This is a genomic window from Bacillus sp. FSL K6-2839 (assembly GCF_038003365.1).
Lineage (GTDB): Bacteria > Bacillota > Bacilli > Bacillales > Bacillaceae > Bacillus.
This window is the reverse complement of sequence record NZ_JBBOOZ010000001.1, coordinates 1,815,468-1,836,919: the sequence shown is the minus strand read 5'-3', so window position 1 is coordinate 1,836,919 and position 21,452 is coordinate 1,815,468. Positions and strand designations below refer to the sequence as shown.

General features: G+C 41.9%; 27 protein-coding genes, 1 pseudogene and 1 riboswitch. Of the genes and pseudogenes, 24 read left to right on the top strand and 4 right to left on the bottom strand.

The window, feature by feature from the left end; all coding sequences use genetic code 11:
• Window positions 1-44: 44 nt before the first annotated feature.
• From deoB to lysA, 14 genes are all read left to right on the top strand, one after another.
• Window positions 45-1,229: a phosphopentomutase gene (gene deoB / locus MHH26_RS09275; protein WP_282066486.1), complete on the top strand. Its 1,185-nt coding sequence runs from the start codon at window positions 45-47 to the stop codon at window positions 1,227-1,229.
• An 11-nt stretch (window positions 1,230-1,240) separates the two neighbouring features.
• Complete coding sequence (locus MHH26_RS09270) at window positions 1,241-2,053, top strand: purine-nucleoside phosphorylase (RefSeq protein ID WP_034661149.1); 813 nt, start codon at window positions 1,241-1,243, stop codon at window positions 2,051-2,053.
• Between the two features lie 157 nt (window positions 2,054-2,210).
• Window positions 2,211-3,365 carry a D-alanyl-D-alanine carboxypeptidase family protein gene (locus MHH26_RS09265; RefSeq protein WP_445661640.1) on the top strand — a complete coding sequence of 385 codons (1,155 nt, stop codon included), beginning with the start codon at window positions 2,211-2,213 and terminating at the stop codon, window positions 3,363-3,365.
• Window positions 3,366-3,527: 162 nt separating this feature from the next.
• Complete coding sequence (gene spoIIAA, locus MHH26_RS09260; RefSeq protein WP_034661146.1) at window positions 3,528-3,881, top strand: anti-sigma F factor antagonist; 354 nt, start codon at window positions 3,528-3,530, stop codon at window positions 3,879-3,881.
• Window positions 3,878-4,318 carry an anti-sigma F factor gene (gene spoIIAB, locus MHH26_RS09255; RefSeq protein WP_034661145.1) on the top strand — a complete coding sequence of 147 codons (441 nt, stop codon included), beginning with the start codon at window positions 3,878-3,880 and terminating at the stop codon, window positions 4,316-4,318. The genes spoIIAA and spoIIAB overlap by 4 nt, the downstream gene beginning before the upstream one ends.
• A 13-nt stretch (window positions 4,319-4,331) precedes the next feature.
• Complete coding sequence (gene sigF / locus MHH26_RS09250; protein ID WP_340973234.1) at window positions 4,332-5,099, top strand: RNA polymerase sporulation sigma factor SigF; 768 nt, start codon at window positions 4,332-4,334, stop codon at window positions 5,097-5,099.
• Window positions 5,100-5,213: 114 nt separating this feature from the next.
• Complete coding sequence (locus tag MHH26_RS09245) at window positions 5,214-5,834, top strand: stage V sporulation protein AA (RefSeq protein ID WP_340973233.1); 621 nt, start codon at window positions 5,214-5,216, stop codon at window positions 5,832-5,834.
• The gene (locus MHH26_RS09240; protein WP_340973232.1) at window positions 5,824-6,240 is read left to right on the top strand and encodes a stage V sporulation protein AB; all 417 of its coding nucleotides are present in this window, start codon (window positions 5,824-5,826) and stop codon (window positions 6,238-6,240) included. The genes MHH26_RS09245 and MHH26_RS09240 overlap by 11 nt, the downstream gene beginning before the upstream one ends.
• A gap of 20 nt (window positions 6,241-6,260) precedes the next feature.
• Window positions 6,261-6,713 carry a stage V sporulation protein AC gene (gene spoVAC / locus MHH26_RS09235; protein WP_034661140.1) on the top strand — a complete coding sequence of 151 codons (453 nt, stop codon included), beginning with the start codon at window positions 6,261-6,263 and terminating at the stop codon, window positions 6,711-6,713.
• Window positions 6,714-6,725: 12 nt separating this feature from the next.
• Window positions 6,726-7,742 carry a stage V sporulation protein AD gene (gene spoVAD, locus MHH26_RS09230; RefSeq protein ID WP_095285354.1) on the top strand — a complete coding sequence of 339 codons (1,017 nt, stop codon included), beginning with the start codon at window positions 6,726-6,728 and terminating at the stop codon, window positions 7,740-7,742.
• Window positions 7,742-8,092 (top strand): stage V sporulation protein AE, encoded by a 351-nt coding sequence (gene spoVAE, locus MHH26_RS09225; protein ID WP_007501045.1) that lies wholly within the window; start codon window positions 7,742-7,744, stop codon window positions 8,090-8,092. The genes spoVAD and spoVAE overlap by 1 nt, the downstream gene beginning before the upstream one ends.
• Before the next feature lie 6 nt (window positions 8,093-8,098).
• A complete protein-coding gene (locus MHH26_RS09220; RefSeq protein WP_034661137.1) occupies window positions 8,099-8,707 on the top strand; it encodes a stage V sporulation protein AE in 609 nt (202 codons plus the stop codon).
• Complete coding sequence (locus MHH26_RS09215) at window positions 8,661-10,133, top strand: spore germination protein (RefSeq protein ID WP_034661136.1); 1,473 nt, start codon at window positions 8,661-8,663, stop codon at window positions 10,131-10,133. Before MHH26_RS09220 ends, MHH26_RS09215 begins: the two co-directional genes overlap by 47 nt.
• A 115-nt stretch (window positions 10,134-10,248) precedes the next feature.
• Window positions 10,249-11,574, top strand: coding sequence for a diaminopimelate decarboxylase (gene lysA, locus MHH26_RS09210; RefSeq protein ID WP_095285352.1), 1,326 nt, complete (start codon window positions 10,249-10,251; stop codon window positions 11,572-11,574).
• Between the two features lie 38 nt (window positions 11,575-11,612).
• Here lysA and MHH26_RS09205 read toward each other — a convergent pair whose 3' ends face one another.
• Window positions 11,613-12,497, bottom strand: a complete 885-nt coding sequence (locus MHH26_RS09205) for a DUF1002 domain-containing protein (protein WP_334749609.1) — start codon at window positions 12,495-12,497, stop codon at window positions 11,613-11,615.
• Window positions 12,498-12,819: 322 nt separating this feature from the next.
• Here MHH26_RS09205 and MHH26_RS09200 point away from each other — a divergent pair, with 322 nt between their 5' ends.
• Window positions 12,820-13,257, top strand: a complete 438-nt coding sequence (locus MHH26_RS09200) for a peptidylprolyl isomerase (protein WP_008359679.1) — start codon at window positions 12,820-12,822, stop codon at window positions 13,255-13,257.
• A 30-nt stretch (window positions 13,258-13,287) separates the two neighbouring features.
• On the opposite strand, the gene MHH26_RS09195 is transcribed toward MHH26_RS09200, so the two are convergent.
• Window positions 13,288-14,550 (bottom strand): MFS transporter, encoded by a 1,263-nt coding sequence (locus MHH26_RS09195; RefSeq protein WP_307499853.1) that lies wholly within the window; start codon window positions 14,548-14,550, stop codon window positions 13,288-13,290.
• Between the two features lie 269 nt (window positions 14,551-14,819).
• On the opposite strand from MHH26_RS09195, the gene MHH26_RS09190 reads away from it, so the two are divergent.
• The 7 genes and pseudogenes from MHH26_RS09190 to MHH26_RS09160 all read left to right on the top strand — a co-directional run bounded on the left by MHH26_RS09190 (window position 14,820) and on the right by MHH26_RS09160 (window position 19,171).
• Window positions 14,820-15,401, top strand: a complete 582-nt coding sequence (locus tag MHH26_RS09190) for a TetR/AcrR family transcriptional regulator (RefSeq protein WP_034661130.1) — start codon at window positions 14,820-14,822, stop codon at window positions 15,399-15,401.
• 220 nt (window positions 15,402-15,621) lie between these two features.
• Window positions 15,622-15,855 (top strand): DUF2164 domain-containing protein, encoded by a 234-nt coding sequence (locus MHH26_RS09185; RefSeq protein WP_003215556.1) that lies wholly within the window; start codon window positions 15,622-15,624, stop codon window positions 15,853-15,855.
• Between the two features lie 224 nt (window positions 15,856-16,079).
• On the top strand, window positions 16,080-16,424 hold the full coding sequence (locus MHH26_RS09180) for a hypothetical protein (protein ID WP_034318777.1): 345 nt from the start codon (window positions 16,080-16,082) through the stop codon (window positions 16,422-16,424).
• A gap of 104 nt (window positions 16,425-16,528) precedes the next feature.
• Window positions 16,529-16,670: riboswitch (FMN riboswitch) on the top strand.
• A gap of 254 nt (window positions 16,671-16,924) precedes the next feature.
• On the top strand, window positions 16,925-17,575 hold the full coding sequence (gene ribE, locus MHH26_RS09175; RefSeq protein ID WP_307499852.1) for a riboflavin synthase: 651 nt from the start codon (window positions 16,925-16,927) through the stop codon (window positions 17,573-17,575).
• Between the two features lie 11 nt (window positions 17,576-17,586).
• Window positions 17,587-18,192: pseudogene (ribB, locus tag MHH26_RS09170) on the top strand (3,4-dihydroxy-2-butanone-4-phosphate synthase); the annotation flags it as partial.
• Window positions 18,193-18,239: 47 nt separating this feature from the next.
• A complete protein-coding gene (gene ribH, locus MHH26_RS09165) occupies window positions 18,240-18,704 on the top strand; it encodes a 6,7-dimethyl-8-ribityllumazine synthase (RefSeq protein WP_012010433.1) in 465 nt (154 codons plus the stop codon).
• 113 nt (window positions 18,705-18,817) lie between these two features.
• On the top strand, window positions 18,818-19,171 hold the full coding sequence (locus tag MHH26_RS09160; RefSeq protein ID WP_003215830.1) for a GNAT family N-acetyltransferase: 354 nt from the start codon (window positions 18,818-18,820) through the stop codon (window positions 19,169-19,171).
• A gap of 24 nt (window positions 19,172-19,195) precedes the next feature.
• Here the strand turns inward: MHH26_RS09160 and MHH26_RS09155 are convergent, their stop codons facing one another.
• Both MHH26_RS09155 and MHH26_RS09150 read right to left on the bottom strand, forming a co-directional pair.
• Window positions 19,196-19,720, bottom strand: a complete 525-nt coding sequence (locus tag MHH26_RS09155; protein ID WP_034661127.1) for a DUF309 domain-containing protein — start codon at window positions 19,718-19,720, stop codon at window positions 19,196-19,198.
• 87 nt (window positions 19,721-19,807) lie between these two features.
• On the bottom strand, window positions 19,808-19,900 hold the full coding sequence (locus MHH26_RS09150) for a YjcZ family sporulation protein (RefSeq protein ID WP_012010430.1): 93 nt from the start codon (window positions 19,898-19,900) through the stop codon (window positions 19,808-19,810).
• A 209-nt stretch (window positions 19,901-20,109) separates the two neighbouring features.
• Between MHH26_RS09150 and MHH26_RS09145 the strand changes: the two genes are divergently transcribed.
• Window positions 20,110-20,868 carry a segregation/condensation protein A gene (locus MHH26_RS09145; protein WP_340973230.1) on the top strand — a complete coding sequence of 253 codons (759 nt, stop codon included), beginning with the start codon at window positions 20,110-20,112 and terminating at the stop codon, window positions 20,866-20,868.
• Entirely contained in the window at window positions 20,858-21,451 is a 594-nt protein-coding gene (gene scpB / locus MHH26_RS09140; RefSeq protein WP_034661126.1) for an SMC-Scp complex subunit ScpB, read from the top strand. The genes MHH26_RS09145 and scpB overlap by 11 nt, the downstream gene beginning before the upstream one ends.
• The last annotated feature ends 1 nt before the right edge of the window (window position 21,452 follow it).

Sequence of the window (21,452 nt, the reverse complement as noted above, 5' to 3'; positions counted from 1 at the left end):
TTTGAAAGGTCAAAAGACAAGAATATTGAAGGAGGCGCTTTTTAATGCCTGATTATCAGTATAAACGCATTTTCCTCGTCGTAATGGATTCAGTAGGAATTGGGGAAGCACCCGATGCTGCTGAATTTAATGATGTAGGTGCAGATACACTAGGACATATTGCTGAAAAAATGAACGGGCTTCATATGCCGAATATGGCGAAGCTTGGGCTGAGTCATATTAAAGAAATCAAAGGAATTCCAGCGGATGAAAAACCGCTTGCGTATTATGGAAAAATGCAAGAAGCATCAAATGGTAAAGACACAATGACAGGACACTGGGAAATCATGGGTCTTTACATAGACACACCGTTCAAAGTCTTTCCAGACGGATTCCCAGATGAACTATTAAATGAACTAAAAGAAAAAACAGGTAGAGGCATTATTGGAAATAAACCTGCGTCTGGTACTGAAATTTTAGACGAGCTTGGCGAAGAGCACATGAAAACAGGCGATCTAATCGTCTATACATCTGCGGATTCTGTGCTGCAAATTGCTGCGCACGAAGAAGTGGTGCCATTAGATGAACTTTACCGTATTTGTGAAATTGCACGTGAACTCACATTAGATGAAAAGTATATGGTTGGACGTATTATCGCTCGTCCGTTTGTCGGGGAGCCTGGCGCATTTGTCAGAACACCAAACCGCCATGACTATGCTTTAAAACCATTTGACCGTACAGTGATGAATGAGCTGAAAGATGATGGGCTCGATGTGATTGCGATCGGCAAAATCTCTGATATTTATGATGGTGAAGGAATCACATCTTCTCTTAGAACAAAATCGAACATGGATGGAATGGACAAGCTGGTCGATACACTTAAAACAGACTTTACAGGACTCAGCTTTTTAAACCTTGTTGATTTTGACGCTCTTTACGGACATAGAAGAGATCCAGAGGGCTACGGAAAAGCACTAGAGGAATTTGACGCACGACTTCCTGAAGTGTTTGACCTGTTGAAAGAGGATGATCTCCTTGTGATCACAGCAGATCATGGAAATGACCCTGTTCATCACGGAACAGATCATACAAGAGAATACGTTCCGCTCATTGCTTACAGCAAAAAGCATCAGGGAGCAAATGAACTGCCAACAGCAAAAACCTTTGCTGATCTTGGAGCAACAGTTGCAGACAATTTCAAGTCAGCCATGCCAAAATACGGCACAAGCTTTTTATCTAAACTCAAATAGGGGGAAATCTCGTGGGAGCACAGTTTTCAGAAGCGGCGGCATACATTAAACAAGCATCGACAAACGTACCAACAGTTGGATTGATCTTAGGTTCAGGGCTTGGCATTTTAGCAGATGAGATTGAAAATCCAATCAAATTGAAATATGAAGATATTCCTGGATTCCCTGTTTCAACAGTAGAGGGTCATGCAGGACAGCTCGTCATCGGGACGCTGAAAGGCACTGTCGTATGTGCTATGCAAGGACGTTTTCACTTCTATGAAGGATATGATATGAAGCAAGTGACGTTTCCAGTCCGTGTGATGAAAGAAATTGGCATTGAGACATGCATTGTGACAAATGCAGCCGGCGGTGTGAATACATCCTTCCATCCAGGCGATCTCATGCTGATTACAGATCATATCAATATGATGGGGACCAATCCATTAATTGGACCAAATGACAGTCAAGGTGTTCGTTTCCCTGATATGTCTGCCCCATACGATAAAGATTTGCTGGCACTTGCAGAAGAAACAGCTCAGCGCTTAGGTATATCTGTACAGCATGGTGTTTATGCAGGGATGACAGGTCCTTCATATGAAACACCGGCTGAAGTTCGTTTCCTCAGAACACTTGGAGCAGATGCTGTAGGCATGTCAACTGTTCCAGAGGTGATTGTTGCGCGTCATGCAGGAATCAAAGTGCTTGGTATTTCATGCATTTCTAATGCGGCATCAGGTATTTTAGATCAGCCGCTGTCTCATGATGAAGTCATTGAAGTAACGGAAAAAGTGAAAGCGAGTTTCCTTGATTTAGTAAAAGATGTAGTCAAACAACTCTCATAGCATGTTTCAAGAAGCCTTCTGTTTTATCGACAGAAGGTTTTTTTATGGCAATCATACGATCTCTGAATAAAACAGCCTGTATGAGGAAAAAATAGAGAGGATTACGATAATGGAGGTCTGCCACTTGAAACGTCATATATGTGCATTGTTTATTTTAATGATCCTTATCTCAATGGTTTCACCATCAGCGATAGCAAAAGAAAAGATTGAAAAACCAGGAGAAAAACAAACATCAGAATTGGTGCACGAAGCCAAATCAGCGATCTTAATAGAACGTGACACGGGAAAAGTGCTTTACAACAAAAACAGCGATGAAAAGCTTGCACCCGCAAGTATGACCAAAATCATGACGATGCTTCTCATCATGGAAGCCATTGATCAAGGAAAACTGAAAATGACTGATAAGGTTAGAACAAGTGATTATGCAGCATCAATGGGAGGGTCACAAATCTTCCTTGAACCTGGAGAAGAAATGACCGTGAAAGAAATGATGAAAGGCATTGCGATTGCGTCAGGAAATGATGCTTCAGTTGCCATGGCAGAGCATATTGCAGGGTCTGAAGAACAGTTTGTGGAGCAAATGAACAAAAAGGCAAAAGAACTCGGCCTCACCTCTACGGTCTTTCAAAACCCAACAGGACTTCCTGAAAAAGACCATTACAGTACAGCTCATGATATGGCAAAAATGGCAAAAGAGCTGTTGAAATATGAACAAATCACTAAATTCACAGGGGTCTACGAAGACTATCTCCGTCAAAACACGGATAAAAAATTCTGGCTTGTGAATACGAACCGATTGATTAAATTTTATCCAGGTGTCGATGGGTTGAAAACAGGTTTTACAGGCGAAGCCAAATACTGTTTGACTGCATCCGCTAAAAAAGGCAACATGCGCGTCATTGCAGTTGTCTTCGGCGCAAGTACACCGAAAGACAGAAACGCTCAAGTGGTCAAAATGTTAGACTATGCATTTAGTCAATACAACACTCACCCGCTTTACAAACGAGGACAAGATGTAGCGGAGATCAAGGTAAGCAAAGGGAAAAAGAAAAAAATTCAGCTTGTCACCTCTGAGCCAATCTCCCTTTTAACGAAAAAAGGCGAAAATGTGGATCAGATTAAAAAAGAAATCAAATTGTCTCAGGATGTCACGGCCCCATTCTCAAAAGGAACGGAACTAGGTACAATTGTCTTGAAAAAAGACGGAAAAGTGCTGCATGAAAGCCCTGTAGAAGCTAAAGAAGGAATGGAAAAAGCAGGCGTTTGGACTTTCTTGAACCGAGCGATGGCGGAATTTGTGAAATGGAAATAAAATGTGAAAGGCTGCTGTAATTGGCAGTCTTTTTGCTATGAGTAAGAAGAAAAGAACATCTAAATGTGACGAATGGTCACTAGTTTTGTCATGGTGAAGGATTTACTTGATAAAAAAGAGAAACAATCTTTATCCGAAATTAGAGCAAGGAGGAATAAAAAGATGAGCCTTGAAATTGATTTTCAAGTAAAAGAGAGCGTACTTTGCATTCGGTTAACAGGAGAGCTTGATCATCACTCCGCAGAAACATTGAGACAAAAGGTGACGAATTATTTGGAAACAGAGGACATTCGCCACATCGTGCTGAATTTGGCTGATTTAACGTTTATGGACAGCTCAGGTCTCGGAGTGATTTTAGGAAGATATAAAGAAATTAAGCAGCTTGGCGGAGAAATGGTCGTCTGTGCTATCTCGCCAGCAGTGAACCGATTATTTGATATGTCTGGCTTATTTAAAATCATCCGTATGGAGCCTTCAGAGCAAACGGCATTGCAAACATTGGGGGTGGCATCATGAGGAATGAAATGAACCTGACCTTCTCTGCTTTAAGTCAAAATGAATCCTTTGCGAGGGTGACAGTCGCAGCGTTTATCGCCCAGCTTGATCCGACATTAGATGAATTAACAGAAATCAAAACCGTTGTGTCAGAGGCGGTGACAAACTCCATTATCCATGGCTATGATGGAAATCCAGATGGCAAGGTGCATATCCATGTCACACTTGATGACCATGTTGTGTACCTCACCATCCGTGACGAAGGCATGGGCATTACAGATCTTGAAGAAGCAAGACAGCCGCTATTCACCACAAAACCAGACTTAGAACGCTCTGGAATGGGCTTTACCATCATGGAGAATTTTATGGATGATGTCATGATAGACTCATCTCCAGAAATGGGCACGACCATCCGTTTAACAAAGCATCTATCAAAAAGCAAAGCGCTTTGTAATTAAAGGAGCTGCTCATATGGATGTGGAGGTAAAAAAGCAAGCAAAAAAAGCCCAGCTGTCAAATGATGAAGTCAAAGAGCTCATCAAAAAAAGCCAAGACGGTGATCAGCAAGCAAGAGACCTCCTCGTAGAAAAAAACATGCGTCTTGTTTGGTCCGTTGTTCAGCGCTTTTTAAATAGAGGATATGAACCAGATGATTTGTTTCAGATTGGCTGTATTGGACTGCTGAAATCTGTTGATAAATTTGATTTGTCATATGATGTGAAGTTTTCGACCTACGCTGTTCCAATGATCATTGGTGAAATCCAGCGATTCATTCGTGATGATGGAACAGTCAAAGTGAGCCGGTCACTAAAAGAACTTGGAAATAAAATTCGGCGGGCAAGAGATGAATTGTCTAAGTCTCACGGAAGAATGCCGACTGTCCAGGAAATAGCCGAATATCTTGATATCACACCAGAGGATGTCGTCCTCGCCCAAGAAGCGGTCCGCTCACCGTCATCGATTCATGAAACCGTGTATGAAAATGACGGAGACCCGATTACATTGCTTGATCAAATTGCGGATCTTTCAGAAGAAAGATGGTTTGATAAAATCGCCCTGAAAGAAGCGATCAAGGAATTAGAAGAACGAGAAAAACTCATTGTGTACTTAAGATATTATAAAGACCAAACACAATCTGAGGTAGCGGAGAGGCTCGGTATTTCACAAGTACAAGTCTCGCGGCTTGAAAAGAAAATTTTAAAACAAATCCAAATGCAAATGGATCAAAAAGACAGCTAGCCAATTAGGCTGGCTTTTTTTGTGTGGTAATTACCGGTAAATCAAGTTCTATCGGTATGAGAACCATTTTTCACCACATACTATTTTTAACCCATCGTTTAGGAAGTGACTTGGATGGACGGACAAATCTTTCTTCGGCTGCGCCATCGAATCAAGACCGGTAATGATCAGCTCATTTATTTAGAAGATATCGCCCAAATCACTGGTGATGAGTTTGCTGTGGAAAAGCTTAGCAAAATGCCGATATATCATGTCAGTAAAAAGGATCGTCACATCGCCGTTCTTGATATCATGCATGTGGTCAAAACGATCAAAAAAACATGGCCAGACATCGACATTCAAACCGTTGGAGGCGCTGAGGCCATTGTCGAAATTGATACAGGCAAACGCCAGCTTTCTCCCGTTTTATTTGTGTTTGTATGGCTCCTGTTATTTGTCGGAGCGGCGCTTGCCATTATGAATTTCCACGAGGATGTCAGTATGCGGCTCGTTCATATCCGCCTATATGAAATGATCACAGGAAAAACGGTTGAGCATCCTTATTTATTGCAAATTCCATATAGCTTCGGACTAGGCTTCGGCATGATTTTATTTTTCAATCATGTATTTAAAAAGCGTTTAAATGAAGAACCAAGTCCGCTTGAAGTGGAAATGTTTAAATATCAACTCGATCTCGATCATTATGTCGCCCTCAAAGAAAATAAAGAGACAATGAAAGACATTCATGATCGGTAAGTGGCTTTTTGTCGTGCTTGTTGGACTTGGCGGCGGTTTAACGGTAGGAGCAGGATTTGTGGCATTTCTCACAGTGCTGGGCATCATCCCTCGTTTAATGCAATTAACCAAAACGCAGCGCTTCATACAAGGGTACGAGGCGGCTGTCATCAGCGGGGCGGTCGTTGGCGGCTGGACAACCTTAAGTCCAATACATTTGCATTTATCCAAATGGCTGGCACTTCCGATCGGTCTTTTAGCGGGCATCTTCGTCGGCATGCTTGCAGCTGCGCTGACTGAAGTATTAAATGTACTTCCTATATTAACGAAAAGAATTGGAATGGACGGGAAAATTGTTTTGCTTCTCATGGCCATTGTCTTAGGAAAGGTATTTGGTTCACTATTTCATTGGCTAATTTATATTTAAGAATTTGGAGGGAACAACACGTGTCGAGTTTAAAAGAGAACTATCCATCTAAGGTGAAAACGTATCAGCCTAAACCTCCTTATGTCCTCAACTGCATCAAGGCTTTTCTTGTTGGTGGATTGATCTGTGCCATAGGTGAGGGGCTGCAAAATTTCTATATTCACTTTTTTGATTTTAATGAAAAGACAGCAGGGAACCCAACCGTAGCGACCCTCATTTTAATTTCTTCTATATTAACTGGTATCGGTATTTACGATAGAATCGGCCAGTTTGCTGGAGCGGGATCCGCTGTCCCGGTGACAGGGTTTGCAAACAGCATGACAAGTGCTGCTCTTGAACATAGAAGTGAAGGGCTTGTGTTAGGTGTAGCCACGAACATGTTTAAGCTTGCTGGGAACGTCATTGTTTTTGGTGTCGTCTCGGCATATGTCGTAGGGATCATTCGATACATCTTGGAAAAGGCGTTTTCGTAGGAGGAATGAAACGTGAAACTAACAGGTAAACAATCTTGGGTATTTGAGCACAAGCTTTATGTCAATGCAGAAGGAACAGCTGCAGGACCGAAAGAAAAAGAAGGCCCGATCGGTCATCTAATTGATAAAACATACGACGAAATGCATTGTTATCAAAAGAACTGGGAAATGGCTGAAAGGCAGCTCATGGATGATGCGATATCAACCGCTTTATCAAAAGCAAATTTGCAAAAAAGCGATGTTGATCTTTTGCTGGCAGGAGACTTACTGAATCAAAACGTCACAGCAAACTATGTGGCAAGAGAACTTAAAATCCCGTTTCTTTGTTTATTTGGAGCATGCTCCACATCAATGGAATCGGTCGCCATTGCTTCGGCATTAGTAGATGGTGGTTTTGCAAAAAGAGCCATTGCTGCGACAAGCAGTCATAATGCGACGGCAGAACGCCAATTTCGTAATCCGACAGAATACGGCGGACAAAAACCAGATACAGCGACAAGTACAGTGACTGGGAGCGGGGCCGTTATTATCAGCCAAGAGCCCTCCCAAATTCAAATTACAAGCGCAACTGTGGGACGAGTTATGGATCTTGGGATTACAGACCCATTTGACATGGGGTCGGCAATGGCACCGGCAGCAGCAGATACCATCAAGCAGCATTTAGAAGATCTAGGGAGAACGGTTGACGATTATGATCTTATTTTAACAGGTGATCTATCTGGCATTGGCTCACCGATCTTAAAGGATCTGCTCAAAGAAGACGGCATTCAGCTCGGCCGAAAGCACGATGATTGCGGATTAATCATCTATACACCCGATCAAAACGTGTTCGCTGGAGGCAGCGGCTGTGCGTGTTCAGCTGTTGTGACATTCAGTCACATCTTTCAAGAAATGAAGGCAGGGAATTTGCAAAGAGTACTGGTTGTCGCAACCGGGGCACTTCTCAGCCCGACGATGGTCCAGCAAAAAGAGACCATTCCAACCATTGCGCACGGTGTCGTATTTGAGCGTGCAGGAGGAGAGAGCTAATGGATTATCTTATCGCTTTTGTTGCAGGCGGACTTATTTGCGTCATTGGCCAGCTTTTACTAGACGTACTCAAACTTACGCCTGCACATGTCATGACCACCTTTGTTGTGGCGGGTACCATATTAGACGGTTTCGGTATTTATGATAAATTTATTGAATTTGCTGGTGCGGGCGCAACCGTACCAATCGTCAGCTTTGGTCATAGCTTGCTTCATGGGGCGATGCATCAGGCAGATGTACACGGGTTCATCGGAATCGGGATCGGTATTTTTGAATTAACTTCTGCTGGAATATCAGCTGCGATTTTATTCTCATTTATTATCGCTCTTATCTTTAAACCGAAAGGATAACCTAATATGGGGCAAAGACGGAAAGTCATTTTAGTGACAGACGGAGATATATATGCTGCCAAAACCATTGAGCTTGCTGCTAAAAAAGTCGGTGGACGATGTATTTCCAGCTCAAAAGGAAATCCAAGCAAACGGACAGGGCCTGAACTTGTACAGATGATTTTAAAAACGCCGTATGATCCAGTGTTTGTCATGTTTGATGACTCTGGCCTGACAGGTGAAGGAACAGGGGAGACGGCGATGAAGCATGTGGCGCGTCACCCTGAAATTGAAGTCATAGGAGCGATCGCCGTTGCATCCAAAACGCATCAAGCTGAATGGACAAAAGTTCATGTTTCCATTGACCGGGAGGGTGAACTGACAGAATACGGTGTCGACAAGCATGGTCTTCCTGAAATGGAGCCTCATAAAATGAGCGGGGATACAGTGTATTGTCTTGACTCGCTCCATCTTCCGTTTGTTGTTGGGATTGGAGATATTGGCAAAATGGGACGTAAAGATGATCTGAGCAAGGGATCTCCGATCACAATGAAAGCAGTTGAATTAATTTTAGAAAGGAGTGGTTTCCATGAAGAAAGACAAGGTAAACGTGTACCGAGACCCGAAGAAAAATGAAGATTACTTCAAGGAAAATGTCGGAATGGGTCTCAGCTTTGACCTTGGCGTGCGGAAAATTTATATACACGATCAGGAAATCCAACTTTACTATGTAAACGGACTGTGTGATACACAGTATGTCATCTACTTATTAAAAGAGCTAATTGAAATCAATGACAACGAACCTGAATCAGATGATCTGGCACGTGTGGTCGAGAACCGTCTAGTCAATCAGCAGGTCTCAAAGGTTGAAACGCTCGATGAAGCGGTAGACCAAGTACTGTCGGGGCTTGTGGCAGTTGTAGTAGAAGGTGAAAACTACGCATTTATCATTGATGTCAGAAGCTATCCTGGCAGAATGCCAGAGGAGCCGGATACAGAAAAGGTTGTCCGGGGCGCAAGAGACGGCTTTGTTGAAAACATTATTGTCAATACAGCGCTCATACGAAGACGGGTGCGAGATGAAAAACTGAGATACAAAATGCTCAAAGTAGGCGAACGTTCGAAAGCGGATGTATGTGTTTGCTACATTGAAGATATTGCGGACCCAGATCTTGTCGATATTATAGAGAAAGAAGTATCAGGAATCAAAGTCGATGGGCTGACGATGTCTGATAAAACGATTGAAGAATTCATTATTAAACAAGGATACAATCCCTTTCCCCTTGTACGCTACACCGAGCGTCCAGATGTCGCCGCTAACCATATACTAGAAGGTCATGTCATCATCATTACGGATACATCTCCTAGTGTCATCATTACGCCAACCACCATTTTTCACCACGTTCAGCACGCAGAAGAATACCGCCAGGCACCTGCAGTTGGTACGTTCCTAAGATGGGTACGCTTTTTAGGCATTTTATGTTCAACGTTTCTTTTACCGATTTGGTTTCTGTTTATCCTCGAACCAAGTCTTCTGCCGGATCATTTAAGCTATATTGGCTTTAATAAACCTTCTCATATCCCGGTCATATTACAAGTATTCCTTGCTGATTTTGGGGTGGAATTTTTAAGGATGGCAGCGATTCATACGCCAACCGCTTTGTCGACCGCCATGGGGCTGATTGCGGCTGTTTTAATTGGACAAATCGCCATTGATGTCGGTTTATTTACGCCAGAGGTCATCTTATACGTCTCACTAGCGGCTATCGGGACATTTACAACGCCAAGCTATGAGCTGAGTGTCGCCAATAAGATTGTACGACTCATCATACTAGCACTCGTGGCGATCTTTAAGCTGAATGGACTCATCATTGGTTTTACGTTGTTAATCATATATTTAACATCCATACGTTCATTGCAGACGCCTTATATGTGGCCGTTTCTTCCTTTTAATGGGAAAGCTTTATGGCAAGTGTTAATTCGGACGTCTGTTCCTGGCTCAAAAGTAAGGCCAAGCATCGTTCACCCTCAAAACAGATCAAAAATTCCGCCAAATTCTTAACGCTCATTGAAAGTGGCTGAAGATTGTGATATTGTATTTTTAACTTTGAGAAACGGCAAAAGGCAGCTCACGCAGCTGTCTTTTTTCAGCCGAGGCGGAGAAAGAGGGAATGACATTGTATTTACACGGCACTTGCAGACAAAATGAACTCGGTCATTTAGAAATTGGTGGTGTTGATGCCGTTTCTTTAGCTGAAACGTATGGGACACCACTTTATGTATATGATGTGGCTTTAATACGGGAGCGTGCAAAAAGCTTTCAAAAAGCATTTATAGAAGAAGAGTTAACAGCGCAGGTAGCATATGCGAGTAAAGCATTTTCCTCCATCGCCATGTTTCAGCTTGCCAAGGAAGAAGGATTATCTCTTGATGTCGTATCAGGAGGGGAGCTTCACACAGCCATTTGCGCCGGGTTTCCGGTAGAAAAAATTCATTTCCATGGCAACAATAAAAGCAGGGAAGAATTGAAAATGGCGTTAGAGCACGAGATCGGCTGTATTGTCGTAGATAATTTCTACGAAATGAAGCTCATTGAAGAGCTTGGTCAAGAGCTGTCAAAACAGGTGAAAGTGCTGCTCCGTATTACACCAGGTGTCGAAGCGCATACACATGATTACATTACAACAGGCCAAGAGGATTCCAAATTTGGCTTTGACCTTCACAATGGACAAGCAGATGAAGCGGTGAAACAAGTGCTTGGATCAGAAGTGATCGAGCTTTTAGGCGTTCATTGCCATATCGGTTCACAAATTTTTGATACGGCTGGTTTTGTCCTTGCAGCAGATAAAATCTTTTTGAAGCTAGATGAATGGAGAGAATCATTTGGTTTTATTTCGACCGTGTTAAACTTAGGCGGCGGCTTTGGTATCCGTTATACAGAAGAAGATGAACCACTTCCTGCGACAGAATACGTCGAGAAAATTATCCAAGCTGTAAAAGAGAACGTAGCCCGCTATGAGTTTGATATGCCGGAAATTTGGATTGAGCCAGGCCGCTCTCTCGTTGGAGATGCAGGGACAACGCTTTATACGATCGGCTCATCAAAACATGTACCTGGCATTCGCGATTATATTGCGGTAGATGGGGGAATGAGTGACAACATTCGTCCAGCTTTATATCAAGCGAAATATGAAGCGGCAAGTGCCAACAAAATGAGCCAAACGCATGATCAAACGGTTTCCATTGCAGGGAAATGCTGTGAAAGCGGAGATATGCTCATTTGGGATATCGATTTGCCAGAGTTATCACAAGGAGATTTATTAGCTGTCTTTTGTACCGGAGCTTACGGCTACAGTATGTCAAACAACTATAACCGCATCCCGCGCCCGGCTGTTGTATTTGTAGAAGACGGGGAAGCGCAGCTTGTCGTTGAACGCGAAACATATGCGGATATTGTCAAACTTGATTTACCGTATCAATCAAAAGTGAAATCATCTACGTAAAAAAGCTGCCTGTACATCAGGCAGCTTTTTATAATGACTTATTTTCCTCCAGTAAATACAGAGACGATTGCGTTCCAAATGGAGACAAAGAAATCCCAAATCTTTTGAAGAAGGTTTTTCCCTTCATCTGATTCTATGAATTTCGTAATCTTGTCTTTTGCTTTATCGATTTGAGATCCTACTTGGTTCCAATCGATATTAATGTTCTTCATTTTATCGAATAGTGAAACAAGCTGATCCTTTTGATCTTGCGTTAGATTTAAGTTTAAATCAGAAGCAGCCTGATCCACTTTTTCTTCGACTTCTTTTGTTGTTTTAGGGACACCATTTTTCGCAATGTCATCCTTGATTTTTGCAATAAGGGCAGAAGCATTGTCTTTCCCGATGGAGTCACCCAATTTAGAAGTTGTCACAAGCTCTTCGTTTGCTACCTGTTTCACATCTTCTGGAATGGCTTTGTCGCTTGACACTTCATAGGCTTTTAATAGACCCGTCAGTGCGGCTGTACCAGAAACTTCAAACGGCGCAGTCACGACAACCTTGGCATCCTTGACACCGGCTGTCATTAAAGCATTTAAATACATCTCATCTGTAATGGTCTTGATGTTATGTGTATCCACAGTCAGACCAGTACCTGATTTTTCAATGGTGATAGATGAAGATGATAATGCTCTCGTCCCGATAGAAGAACGAGGGATATACTTTCCTAAATATTCATGCTCTTCTTTATTGGTTACTTCAATTTTTGTCGCATTTTCAGGTGGATTCAACTCGTCAAGCACCTTCTGGCGATCAGCCGGAGTTAAGTCTTGCCCAAGTGTGACGATGACATCGCCGACAGCTGCATCCGCTAAGCTGACTTTTGGCGCACCAATTAGGAAAAGGAGCGCTGCCATCATACCAAGCATTGATTTTTTAAACATGTTGACCTCCTTCAAGTCGAAAGGGTTCCTCTTTCAAGAGAAACTCATCTTTTGAGCACACGTAAAGAAATGCACTCCATCATATAGACGTAACAAATCGATTCGACGTTTCAATTTTCTTTTTAAGATGTTTTCCTTTTCCAATATAATGAAGACATGTTGCACAGTCTGTCATCAATTTAATAGGAAAAAAGGATCAAGCTCTTCTATTGTATCAATCCTAAGAAAAGAGGTAAATCACAATCAAAGAGCAGGGGATGTTTAACATCACCGAAAATGTGCTATAATGAGCGTTGTTTAACCTGAAAGGAGAATGTGAAAAATGGCGAAAAAAGGATACATACAACTAACGAATGGTAAGAAAATTGAGTTTGAACTATACCCAGAGGCTGCTCCAGGTACAGTAGCAAACTTTGAAAAATTAGCGAATGAAGGCTTCTACGATGGATTGAAATTCCACCGCGTCATCCCAGGCTTCGTAAGCCAAGGCGGCGATCCAAACGGTAATGGAACTGGTGGTCCTGGTTACACAATTAAATGTGAAACAGAAGGGAATCCACATCAACACGAAAGAGGTTCATTATCAATGGCGCATGCTGGTAAAGATACAGGCGGCAGCCAATTCTTTATCGTACATGATCCTCAGCCGCATTTAAACGGTGTTCACACTGTTTTTGGCAAAGTAACATCTGGTATCGAGGCTGTTCTAGATATGGAACAAGGCCAAGGTATGGAAAAAGTCGAAGTTGTCGATGCTTAATCCAAAACACCGCTTAATCGCGGTGTTTTTTTATGTTAAATCTGATTTTACGGTTATTTGTTCCGTGAGGCGGTAGGTGAAGATCCAATACAAAAGGGCAATGGCACTGACAGAGGCACCAAATAAACATACCCCGATCCAGCCATCGTTTGCGTATATGCTGGTTGAAACAATAGAACCAGTCGCACTGCCGATGGAGTAAAAAATCATATAAGCAGCAGTAAGCCGGCTTCTCGCCTCAGACCGCACTGTGAAAATCATACTCTGGTTGGTCACGTGTACGGCCTGCACAGATAGGTCAAGAATGATAATACCGATGATCAATAAAATAAGTGAATATTCAGTGAAAAAGATAAAAAACCATGAAACGATTAATAGGACAAGGGCTATACAAGTTGTTAACTGTCCTAAGCCCCGATCAGCAAGGCTTCCAGCCCGAGCAGCGCCTAATGCTCCGGCAACTCCAGCAAGACCAAATGCACCAATCGCCGTATGTGAAAGATTGTATGGCGTGGTACTGAGGGGCAGCACGAGCGAAGTCCATAACGTACCAAACACAATAAAAATAAGAAGAGCCAGAATTCCACGGATGCGCAGGATTCGTTCTTGTCTGAACAATGTAAACATTGAACGAAGCAGGTTTGCATAGGATAATGACTCTCTTTCGCTGTCATCACCCGGGAGAATTCGGAACAACACGCCAGTTATGATAAGCATCATAATGGCAGAAACTAGGTAGACTGACCTCCAGCCGGCGAGATCGGTTAGTACACCAGCAAAGGTTCGTGCGAGAAGAATCCCGATCACGATTCCACTTTGCACCAAGCCAACAATACGACCGCGCTCTTCTGGAGCGGCCCAAGTCGCTGCGAACGCTACGAGTACTTGAGTGACCACAGCAAGCAGTCCGACCACAGCTAATCCTATAAAGAGGACGGTGACGATAGGAGCGATGCCGACTAGAATGAGAGACAACACGGATAAAAGCATCTGACCAATGATGAGTCGGCGTCTATTCAATAGATCACCAAGTGGTACTATCAGTAGCAGCCCCAGCGCATAACAAAGCTGAGTAATCGTAATGACCATGCCAATGGATGAATAGGTGATACCAAACTCGGATGCGAGGGAGTCTAATAACGGTTGTGCAAAGTATATGTTTGCAACTGCCATCCCGCAGGCTATCGCAAACAGCAGTGCCATATAGCGAGTCATCGTTGATCTCGGTTTGATTGGTAAATGAGTCGTTTCCATATCAAGATGTTCAATGGAAGTGATTTTTTCTTTCACCATGCATTTCATCGTCTCCTTTTGTACTAAAAAGTATAATATACTGTTCGGTATATTATGATTCATGTTAAGGATAACCAACAAAACGTTTTAAAGTCAAGACTTTGATACAGTTAATTGATGCTGATCTTGAGAGGGTAAGGCAATTTGACATTAGTACGTCAATAAAATAAAATTATAATGTACCGATTGGTAACCAAATAGAGAATAATATCAAGAAATAGATGGCTGACTTTGTGAAGAAATTTTATTGTTGAAATGAGGAATTGCTGATGGTTCGACAACGGGAATTTGATAAGGAAAAAGCGTTGGATGAGGCAATGGTGCTTTTTTGGGAAAAGGGGTATAGGGCCACTACATTAAGCGATTTGACTGCAAAAATGGGAATACAGCGGCCAAGCTTATACTCAGCTTTTGGAGATAAAGAGGAATTATTTGAGGCCGCATTACGCAAATATACAAAGCAGCATGCTGGCCATATTCGAACAAAACTTCAAAGCAATCTTTCTGCAAAGGAAGCATTTCATGCATTATTTGCAGATTTAGTAGAAGAGGAATATAGAGATGGTCCGAGTAAAGGATGTTTTTGCATCAATACAATAGTGGAACTTGCGCCACACGAAGAGAAATTTGAAATTCTTACAAGAGAGCATCAGATGTATCTTTCGGTCATTTTTGAAGAAAGGATTGTTCAAGGTATTCGCTCGGGTGAGCTCGAAAGCAGTCTGAATGCTAAAGCTTTAGCACAGACACTGGTCGTTTCTTTCATTGGACTTACCGTCCTCATGAAATCTCGTCCAGAGCGTTCATTTGTAGATCATTCTGTAGCGACGATACTTTCCATATTGAAATAAACAGTCTACGTGGAAAACAGTCAATATAGGGAAAGCGTATTTTGATCAAGCTATCAAAACACGCTTTTTCTTTTAGGACAGTTATGGACAGAACTCGATTTTGTGATATGATAAGAGAACAAATATTCGCATTTGTGGGTGTCGCCACATTCAACTGAAAAACAGATGTCAATGCAAATTAAAAAAGCGTGTTTCATGCTGAAAGAAAGCAGGAGATAATTTGAAACCATTAACAAAAGAAGAAAAAAATCAAATGATGATTGCCATTCAGCGTTACTTTGCCGAAGAACGAGAAGAAGAGATTGGTGAATTAGCAGCCATTAATATACTAGAATTTATCACAAAAAATCTTGGAAGTTACTATTATAATCAAGGGGTTCGTGACAGCCGGAACATTGCTGTTCAGAGATCGCAATTGTTAGAGGAAGATCTATTCGCACTCGAAAAAAGATGATCATCAATGGTGTGCGCCCTACTAACGGATAAAGAGGAAAGAGACCCCCTTAATAAAGAACGCATATTCGTATCATATGTAATGATGAAAAGGTGGAACCAAAGGTCCAACTCAATCGTTATATAAGTAACCATTAATGGAAATCAGCTTTTTTGGTTTTATTTCATCAAAAGAAGGAATAAAACATACAAATAGGCGAAGTGCAGATGATGGAGGTTCTAAATATGGGGAAAATTAAATTGAAAATTGCCGTCTTATTTGTTTTACTGCTTTGTTTAGGCGCAGGTTATTTATACATGAATGGCATGAAAATTGAAGATGTGCCAACAGCCATTGGTGAAAGCTTAACAAATAATGATAAAGATTATACCATCTATGAATATACCATTACGAAAATTGATGGAGATGAATATTACGGTCAAGCAAAAAACGGCACAAAAATCATTTTTAATGGAAAGAAATTCGAAGATGATGTGGCCGACTTGAAGAAAGGCGATCGTATTAAAGCCTACTTTAGTAATGAAAAAAGAATAGATGGACTTATAAAAGTAGTAAAAGTCGTTAATTAACAAGTCTCCTTTCCTATAAGGAGACTTTTTTGTGAGAAATCTTGATTGTTGCATTTGATAACAAGGATCGCTATAATAGCCCCTAAGGACAGCTAAATATCGATTGTATCCTTCGGGGCAGGGTGAAAATCCCGACCGACGGTAATAAAGCAAATGCTTTACAGCCCGTGACCCGTTAATTTATTAACGGTTGATTCAGTGAAAAGCTGAAGCCGACAGTGAAAGTCTGGATGGGAGAAGGATAAAGAAAGCTATGAACGAAAAATATTTGTTGATCATAGTTTTATTTCTGATGCAAAAAAGCCAAAGCCCCGGAATTTTTTCCGGGGCTTTCTGTATGTACATGTAGTTAATAGACCGGCATGCAGTGTTTATTAGGTGATCCCTCATCTACCTTGTATGGACCTTAAAAAGCGACGAAGGTGCTCAATCGATCACATGTCCCTAACATCGCTTTTTTATAAAGTGAGAAATACAAATGAAAAGAAAGGGAGGATCACATGTTTACGGGGATAATTGAAGAAGTTGGCACCGTACAGTCATTAAGTAAAAAGTCAGCAGATGCCATGGAAATTGTCATTAAGTGCAGTCGTGTGCTAGAAGATGTTCACCTCGGAGACAGTATTGCGATCAATGGTGTATGTCTTACAGTCACAAGCTTTACAAAAGCACAGTTCGCAGCAGATGTGATGCCAGAGACGGTCAAAGCGACATCACTGGATCAGCTGACATCAGGCAGTCCAGTGAATTTAGAGCGGGCCATGTCCTCGAATGGACGATTCGGCGGCCATTTTGTCTCAGGCCATGTTGACGGAACGGCAGTCATTACCCGAATAGAAAAGAAAAGTAATGCCATTTACTATGATTTGGAGATGGACAAGACCCTCACAGATATGCTCACGCAAAAGGGTTCGATCGCAATAGATGGTGTCAGCTTAACCATTTTCGATTTGCAAGATTCACACGTCACAGTCTCTATTATTCCTCATACGCTTGAAGGAACTATTTTCCTGACTAAATCTATGGGAGAGATTGTGAATATAGAGTGTGACATGATCGGCAAATACATTTATCGCTTTTTAACAAATGAACAAGGCGAAAAGCAGCCATCCCGATTGACCCCATCATTTTTAAAAGAGCACGGATTCTAGGAGGCGATTGTATGTATCATTCAGTAGAAGAAGCAGTAGATGCTCTAAAAGAAGGAGAAATCATTATCGTAGTGGATGATGAAGACAGAGAGAATGAAGGAGATTTTGTGGCACTTGCTGAGCATGCCACGCCTGAAGTTATTAACTTTATGGCTTTACATGGAAGAGGCCTCATTTGTACACCGGTCCATATGACGATCGCCAAACACCTGAACCTGCATCCAATGGTAGAACAAAATACAGATGCACACCATACAGCATTTACAGTGAGCATCGATCATGTGACAACGACGACTGGTATTAGTGCTTTTGAGCGCTCTGCGACCATGCTTGCCATGTTAAATAAAGACGCAACACCAGAAGAATTTGCCCGCCCAGGTCATGTGTTTCCGCTCATTGCAAAAGAGGGCGGTGTACTAGAAAGACCAGGTCATACAGAGGCGGCGGTAGATCTTGCGAAACTGGCAGGTTCAGAGCCAGCGGGTGTCATATGTGAAATTATGAATGTAGATGGCACAATGGCGCGCGTCCCTGAACTAAAAGAGATCCAAAAACAGCACGGTTTAAAGATGCTGACAATCGAAGCATTGCAGACATATTTAAACAATAACGAAACAGCAACTATCGAAACAAAATAAAAATCACAAAAAAGGATGATCAACATATGAATACAATACAAGGGCATGTAGTAGCAGAAGGACTAAAATTTGCAATCGTCGTCGCGAGATTTAATGACTTTATTACAAGTAAACTGCTTGACGGAGCAGAAGATACATTGCTCAGACACGGAGCAAACGGTGACGATATTGATGTCGTGTGGGTACCGGGTGCTTTTGAAATTCCGTACATGGCAAAAAAACTAGCTGAAACAGAGAAATACGATGCCGTCATTACACTAGGAACCGTAATCCGGGGCGCAACAACTCACTACGATTATGTTTGTAATGAAGCCGCTAAAGGAATTGCTCAAAGTGCCATGTCAACAGGGGTACCGATTATCTTTGGTGTACTAACAACAGAATCCATTGAACAAGCCATCGAAAGAGCCGGCACAAAAGCTGGAAATAAAGGCAGCGAATCGGCTGCAGCTGCCATTGAAATGGCGAATCTCAATCGAACCTTTCGTTAATTTAGTGAAAAAGAGTTTAAAAACGGTATAAAAATGTTTATAATGTGTGATGAGCAAATGATTCGTGAGACATTTGCTGGACATTAGGATAATTTGAATATTGAGGGGTATATATGTTAATTCGTTATAAGAGGTCTTTTGAAAAAATTGCCATGGGGCTACTCTCCTTCATGCCGGGTGAGAAAGACGTCAAACAGCTTCAGCAGACGATGAAGTCATATGAAATGGATGAAAATCGGCAGCTGTTCCTTTGGAAAGATGGCGAGGATATCGTAGGTGCCATTGGTGTGTTGAAAACAGACGACCAAGTACAAATCGAGCATATTAGTGTGAATCCATCCCATCGAGATCAAGGAATCGGCAAGGAAATGGTTTTAGCCGTGGAAGAGGTATTCAAAACCAAAACACTCATTCCAAATGAATTAACGCAAGGCTTCTTTCATAAGTGTCACAGCGAAACAAATTAAATATCACACATGTAAAAGCAGAGGCTACAGTCCTCTGCTTTTTTTACGTTCGATCTGCTTTTTTCGTTCAAGCAATACATCTGTCCGGTCACGCAGTCTATGTTTTTCGATCAAAAATGTGTGGGATAAGTTGCTCTCCTGTCCAAAGGTCAGACCTTCTTTTTGAGCCATTTCTTGGCATAAAGAAAGAAGCGCTTGATCTTTGATCGGGAGCAACACACTTTCGTAGGGCATGTCTTCATTCATTTTCTTCTTTAGCGTTCTCAGAAGTATGAGAAACGCCTCATCATCTAGACCGAGGTTCGCTAATACGGGCCGGTTTGCTTCCAGCAAGTGGAGGCTGTTTGAAATGAGCCGTTTTGCCCCTTTTCCATTTCCCCGTCTTTGATGATACAAAGCAACGGCAAGCTGAATGAAACCAACCCAATATTCTTTGCGCTGCTCAGGCGGGTCTTCCTTCCAATATTCCTCAAGAATTTCATGACACTCAAAATAATCCCTTGTCGTATGAAATTCATGTAAAAAAGCCACGTACGCTTCAGGATACACAGTGGTCATCTCCTTTTCCACTCTCAGTCTAACATATTGAAAAGAAAAGAAGAAAGAGCGCCCTTCGTGAAAGGACGCTCTGTTTCTTTAATAAACCCAAGCCGCGCCAACGATGATCAGCAAGATGAAAAGCACGACAATAAGCGCGAAACCTCCGCCAAAGTTATAGCCATCTCCCATAATGATACGGCCTCCTTTTTCATCAGTTCTGTTTACAATGGTATTCTATGTATAAATGCCCTGAGTGGTATGGGCGAAACCACTGTTTTTCTTGTTTTGCCTAGGACATCATGGTCGAAATTATATTGGACGAGAGCTTTATCCTGTCTTATACTAAAGGTTAGCCGGTGAAACGGTACTTAGAAGACAGTAGAAATGGTGAGAAAAAAATGCTGGAATATCAGGTGAAAATAGATTCGTTTGAAGGTCCTTTGGACTTACTTTTACATTTAATCAACCGGTTGGAAATCGATATTTATGATATTCCCGTTGCTAAAATTACGGAGCAGTATTTGTTATATGTCCACACAATGAGGGAGCTTGAACTTGATGTGGCAAGTGAATATTTGGTGATGGCTGCAACCCTCCTGAGTATTAAAAGCAGAATGCTCCTTCCGAAACAAGAGGAAGAGCTATTTGATGAAGACCTGCTCGAAGAGGAAGAGGACCCTCGAGAAGAGCTGATTGGCAAATTAATTGAATACCGCAAGTATAAAAATGCAGCACAAGAACTAAAGGAACGCGAAGAAGAAAGGCAAAATGCCTTTACAAAACCTCCGAGTGATTTAAGCGAATTTGCAAAAGAATCGGAAGTGAAGGACACAAACTTACATGTCACGGTGTATGATATGTTAGGTGCGTTCCAAAAGGTATTGAACCGAAAAAAAATAACGAAACCAGCACCATCTAAGATTACAAGACAAGAAATCCCGATTGAAGACAAAATGAATGAGATTATGAACCATTTAAGAAAAACGAAAAAGCGGACCAATTTCATGACTCTATTTCAACATGATCAAAAGGAGCACCTTGTCGTGACGTTTCTTGCTGTTCTCGAATTGATGAAAAGTCATCAAATCATGTTAGAGCAGAAAGGAAACTTTGAAGACATTTATATAATAGGGAGTGAAACGATTCATGACGCTTGATATCGTGAATTGGAAAGCCATCATAGAAGCGCTGCTGTATGCAGCAGGTGACGAAGGCTTAACAAAAAAACAGCTCATGTCTGTTCTTGAAGTAGAAGAGGCAGCATTACTCGACATGATGTCTGCCGTAAAGGAAGAATATCAAAAACAAGAACGAGGGATTGAGCTCATTGAATATGCAGATTCATATATGCTGCTGACGAAAAAAGAATACAGCATTTATTTGAAAAAATTAGTCGAGACCCCATCCAAAGGTTTGTCACAGGCAGCGCTTGAGGTACTCGCAATCGTTTCTTATAAACAGCCGATCACACGCAGTGAGGTAGAGGAGATCAGAGGAGTCAAATCAGAGCGGGTGCTTCATAGTTTAGTAGCCAAAGCACTGCTCTGTGAAGTAGGACGTGCCGATGGCCCGGGGCGAGCGATTCTTTATGGGACAACGCCTACCTTTTTAGAGCAGTTTGGCTTAAAGGCCTTGGATGAATTACCTCCGCTGCCAGAGAATGTGGAAGCAGATGGTGTACAAGAAGAGGCTGATCTATTTTTTGAAAACTTCAATCAAACATTCGAAGAGATAAAATAGT

Coding starts and splice junctions, on each gene's coding strand:
- deoB (WP_282066486.1), top strand. CDS start 45: ATGCCTGATTATCAGTATAAACGCATTTTCCTCGTCGTAATGGATTCA.
- MHH26_RS09265 (WP_445661640.1), top strand. CDS start 2,211: ATGATCCTTATCTCAATGGTTTCACCATCAGCGATAGCAAAAGAAAAG.
- spoIIAA (WP_034661146.1), top strand. CDS start 3,528: ATGAGCCTTGAAATTGATTTTCAAGTAAAAGAGAGCGTACTTTGCATT.
- spoIIAB (WP_034661145.1), top strand. CDS start 3,878: ATGAGGAATGAAATGAACCTGACCTTCTCTGCTTTAAGTCAAAATGAA.
- sigF (WP_340973234.1), top strand. CDS start 4,332: ATGGATGTGGAGGTAAAAAAGCAAGCAAAAAAAGCCCAGCTGTCAAAT.
- MHH26_RS09245 (WP_340973233.1), top strand. CDS start 5,214: ATGGACGGACAAATCTTTCTTCGGCTGCGCCATCGAATCAAGACCGGT.
- MHH26_RS09240 (WP_340973232.1), top strand. CDS start 5,824: ATGATCGGTAAGTGGCTTTTTGTCGTGCTTGTTGGACTTGGCGGCGGT.
- spoVAE (WP_007501045.1), top strand. CDS start 7,742: ATGGATTATCTTATCGCTTTTGTTGCAGGCGGACTTATTTGCGTCATT.
- MHH26_RS09220 (WP_034661137.1), top strand. CDS start 8,099: ATGGGGCAAAGACGGAAAGTCATTTTAGTGACAGACGGAGATATATAT.
- MHH26_RS09215 (WP_034661136.1), top strand. CDS start 8,661: ATGAAGAAAGACAAGGTAAACGTGTACCGAGACCCGAAGAAAAATGAA.
- MHH26_RS09205 (WP_334749609.1), bottom strand. CDS start 12,497: ATGTTTAAAAAATCAATGCTTGGTATGATGGCAGCGCTCCTTTTCCTA.
- MHH26_RS09200 (WP_008359679.1), top strand. CDS start 12,820: ATGGCGAAAAAAGGATACATACAACTAACGAATGGTAAGAAAATTGAG.
- MHH26_RS09195 (WP_307499853.1), bottom strand. CDS start 14,550: ATGGTGAAAGAAAAAATCACTTCCATTGAACATCTTGATATGGAAACG.
- MHH26_RS09190 (WP_034661130.1), top strand. CDS start 14,820: ATGGTTCGACAACGGGAATTTGATAAGGAAAAAGCGTTGGATGAGGCA.
- MHH26_RS09180 (WP_034318777.1), top strand. CDS start 16,080: ATGGGGAAAATTAAATTGAAAATTGCCGTCTTATTTGTTTTACTGCTT.
- ribE (WP_307499852.1), top strand. CDS start 16,925: ATGTTTACGGGGATAATTGAAGAAGTTGGCACCGTACAGTCATTAAGT.
- ribH (WP_012010433.1), top strand. CDS start 18,240: ATGAATACAATACAAGGGCATGTAGTAGCAGAAGGACTAAAATTTGCA.
- MHH26_RS09160 (WP_003215830.1), top strand. CDS start 18,818: ATGTTAATTCGTTATAAGAGGTCTTTTGAAAAAATTGCCATGGGGCTA.
- MHH26_RS09150 (WP_012010430.1), bottom strand. CDS start 19,900: ATGGGAGATGGCTATAACTTTGGCGGAGGTTTCGCGCTTATTGTCGTG.
- MHH26_RS09145 (WP_340973230.1), top strand. CDS start 20,110: ATGCTGGAATATCAGGTGAAAATAGATTCGTTTGAAGGTCCTTTGGAC.
- scpB (WP_034661126.1), top strand. CDS start 20,858: ATGACGCTTGATATCGTGAATTGGAAAGCCATCATAGAAGCGCTGCTG.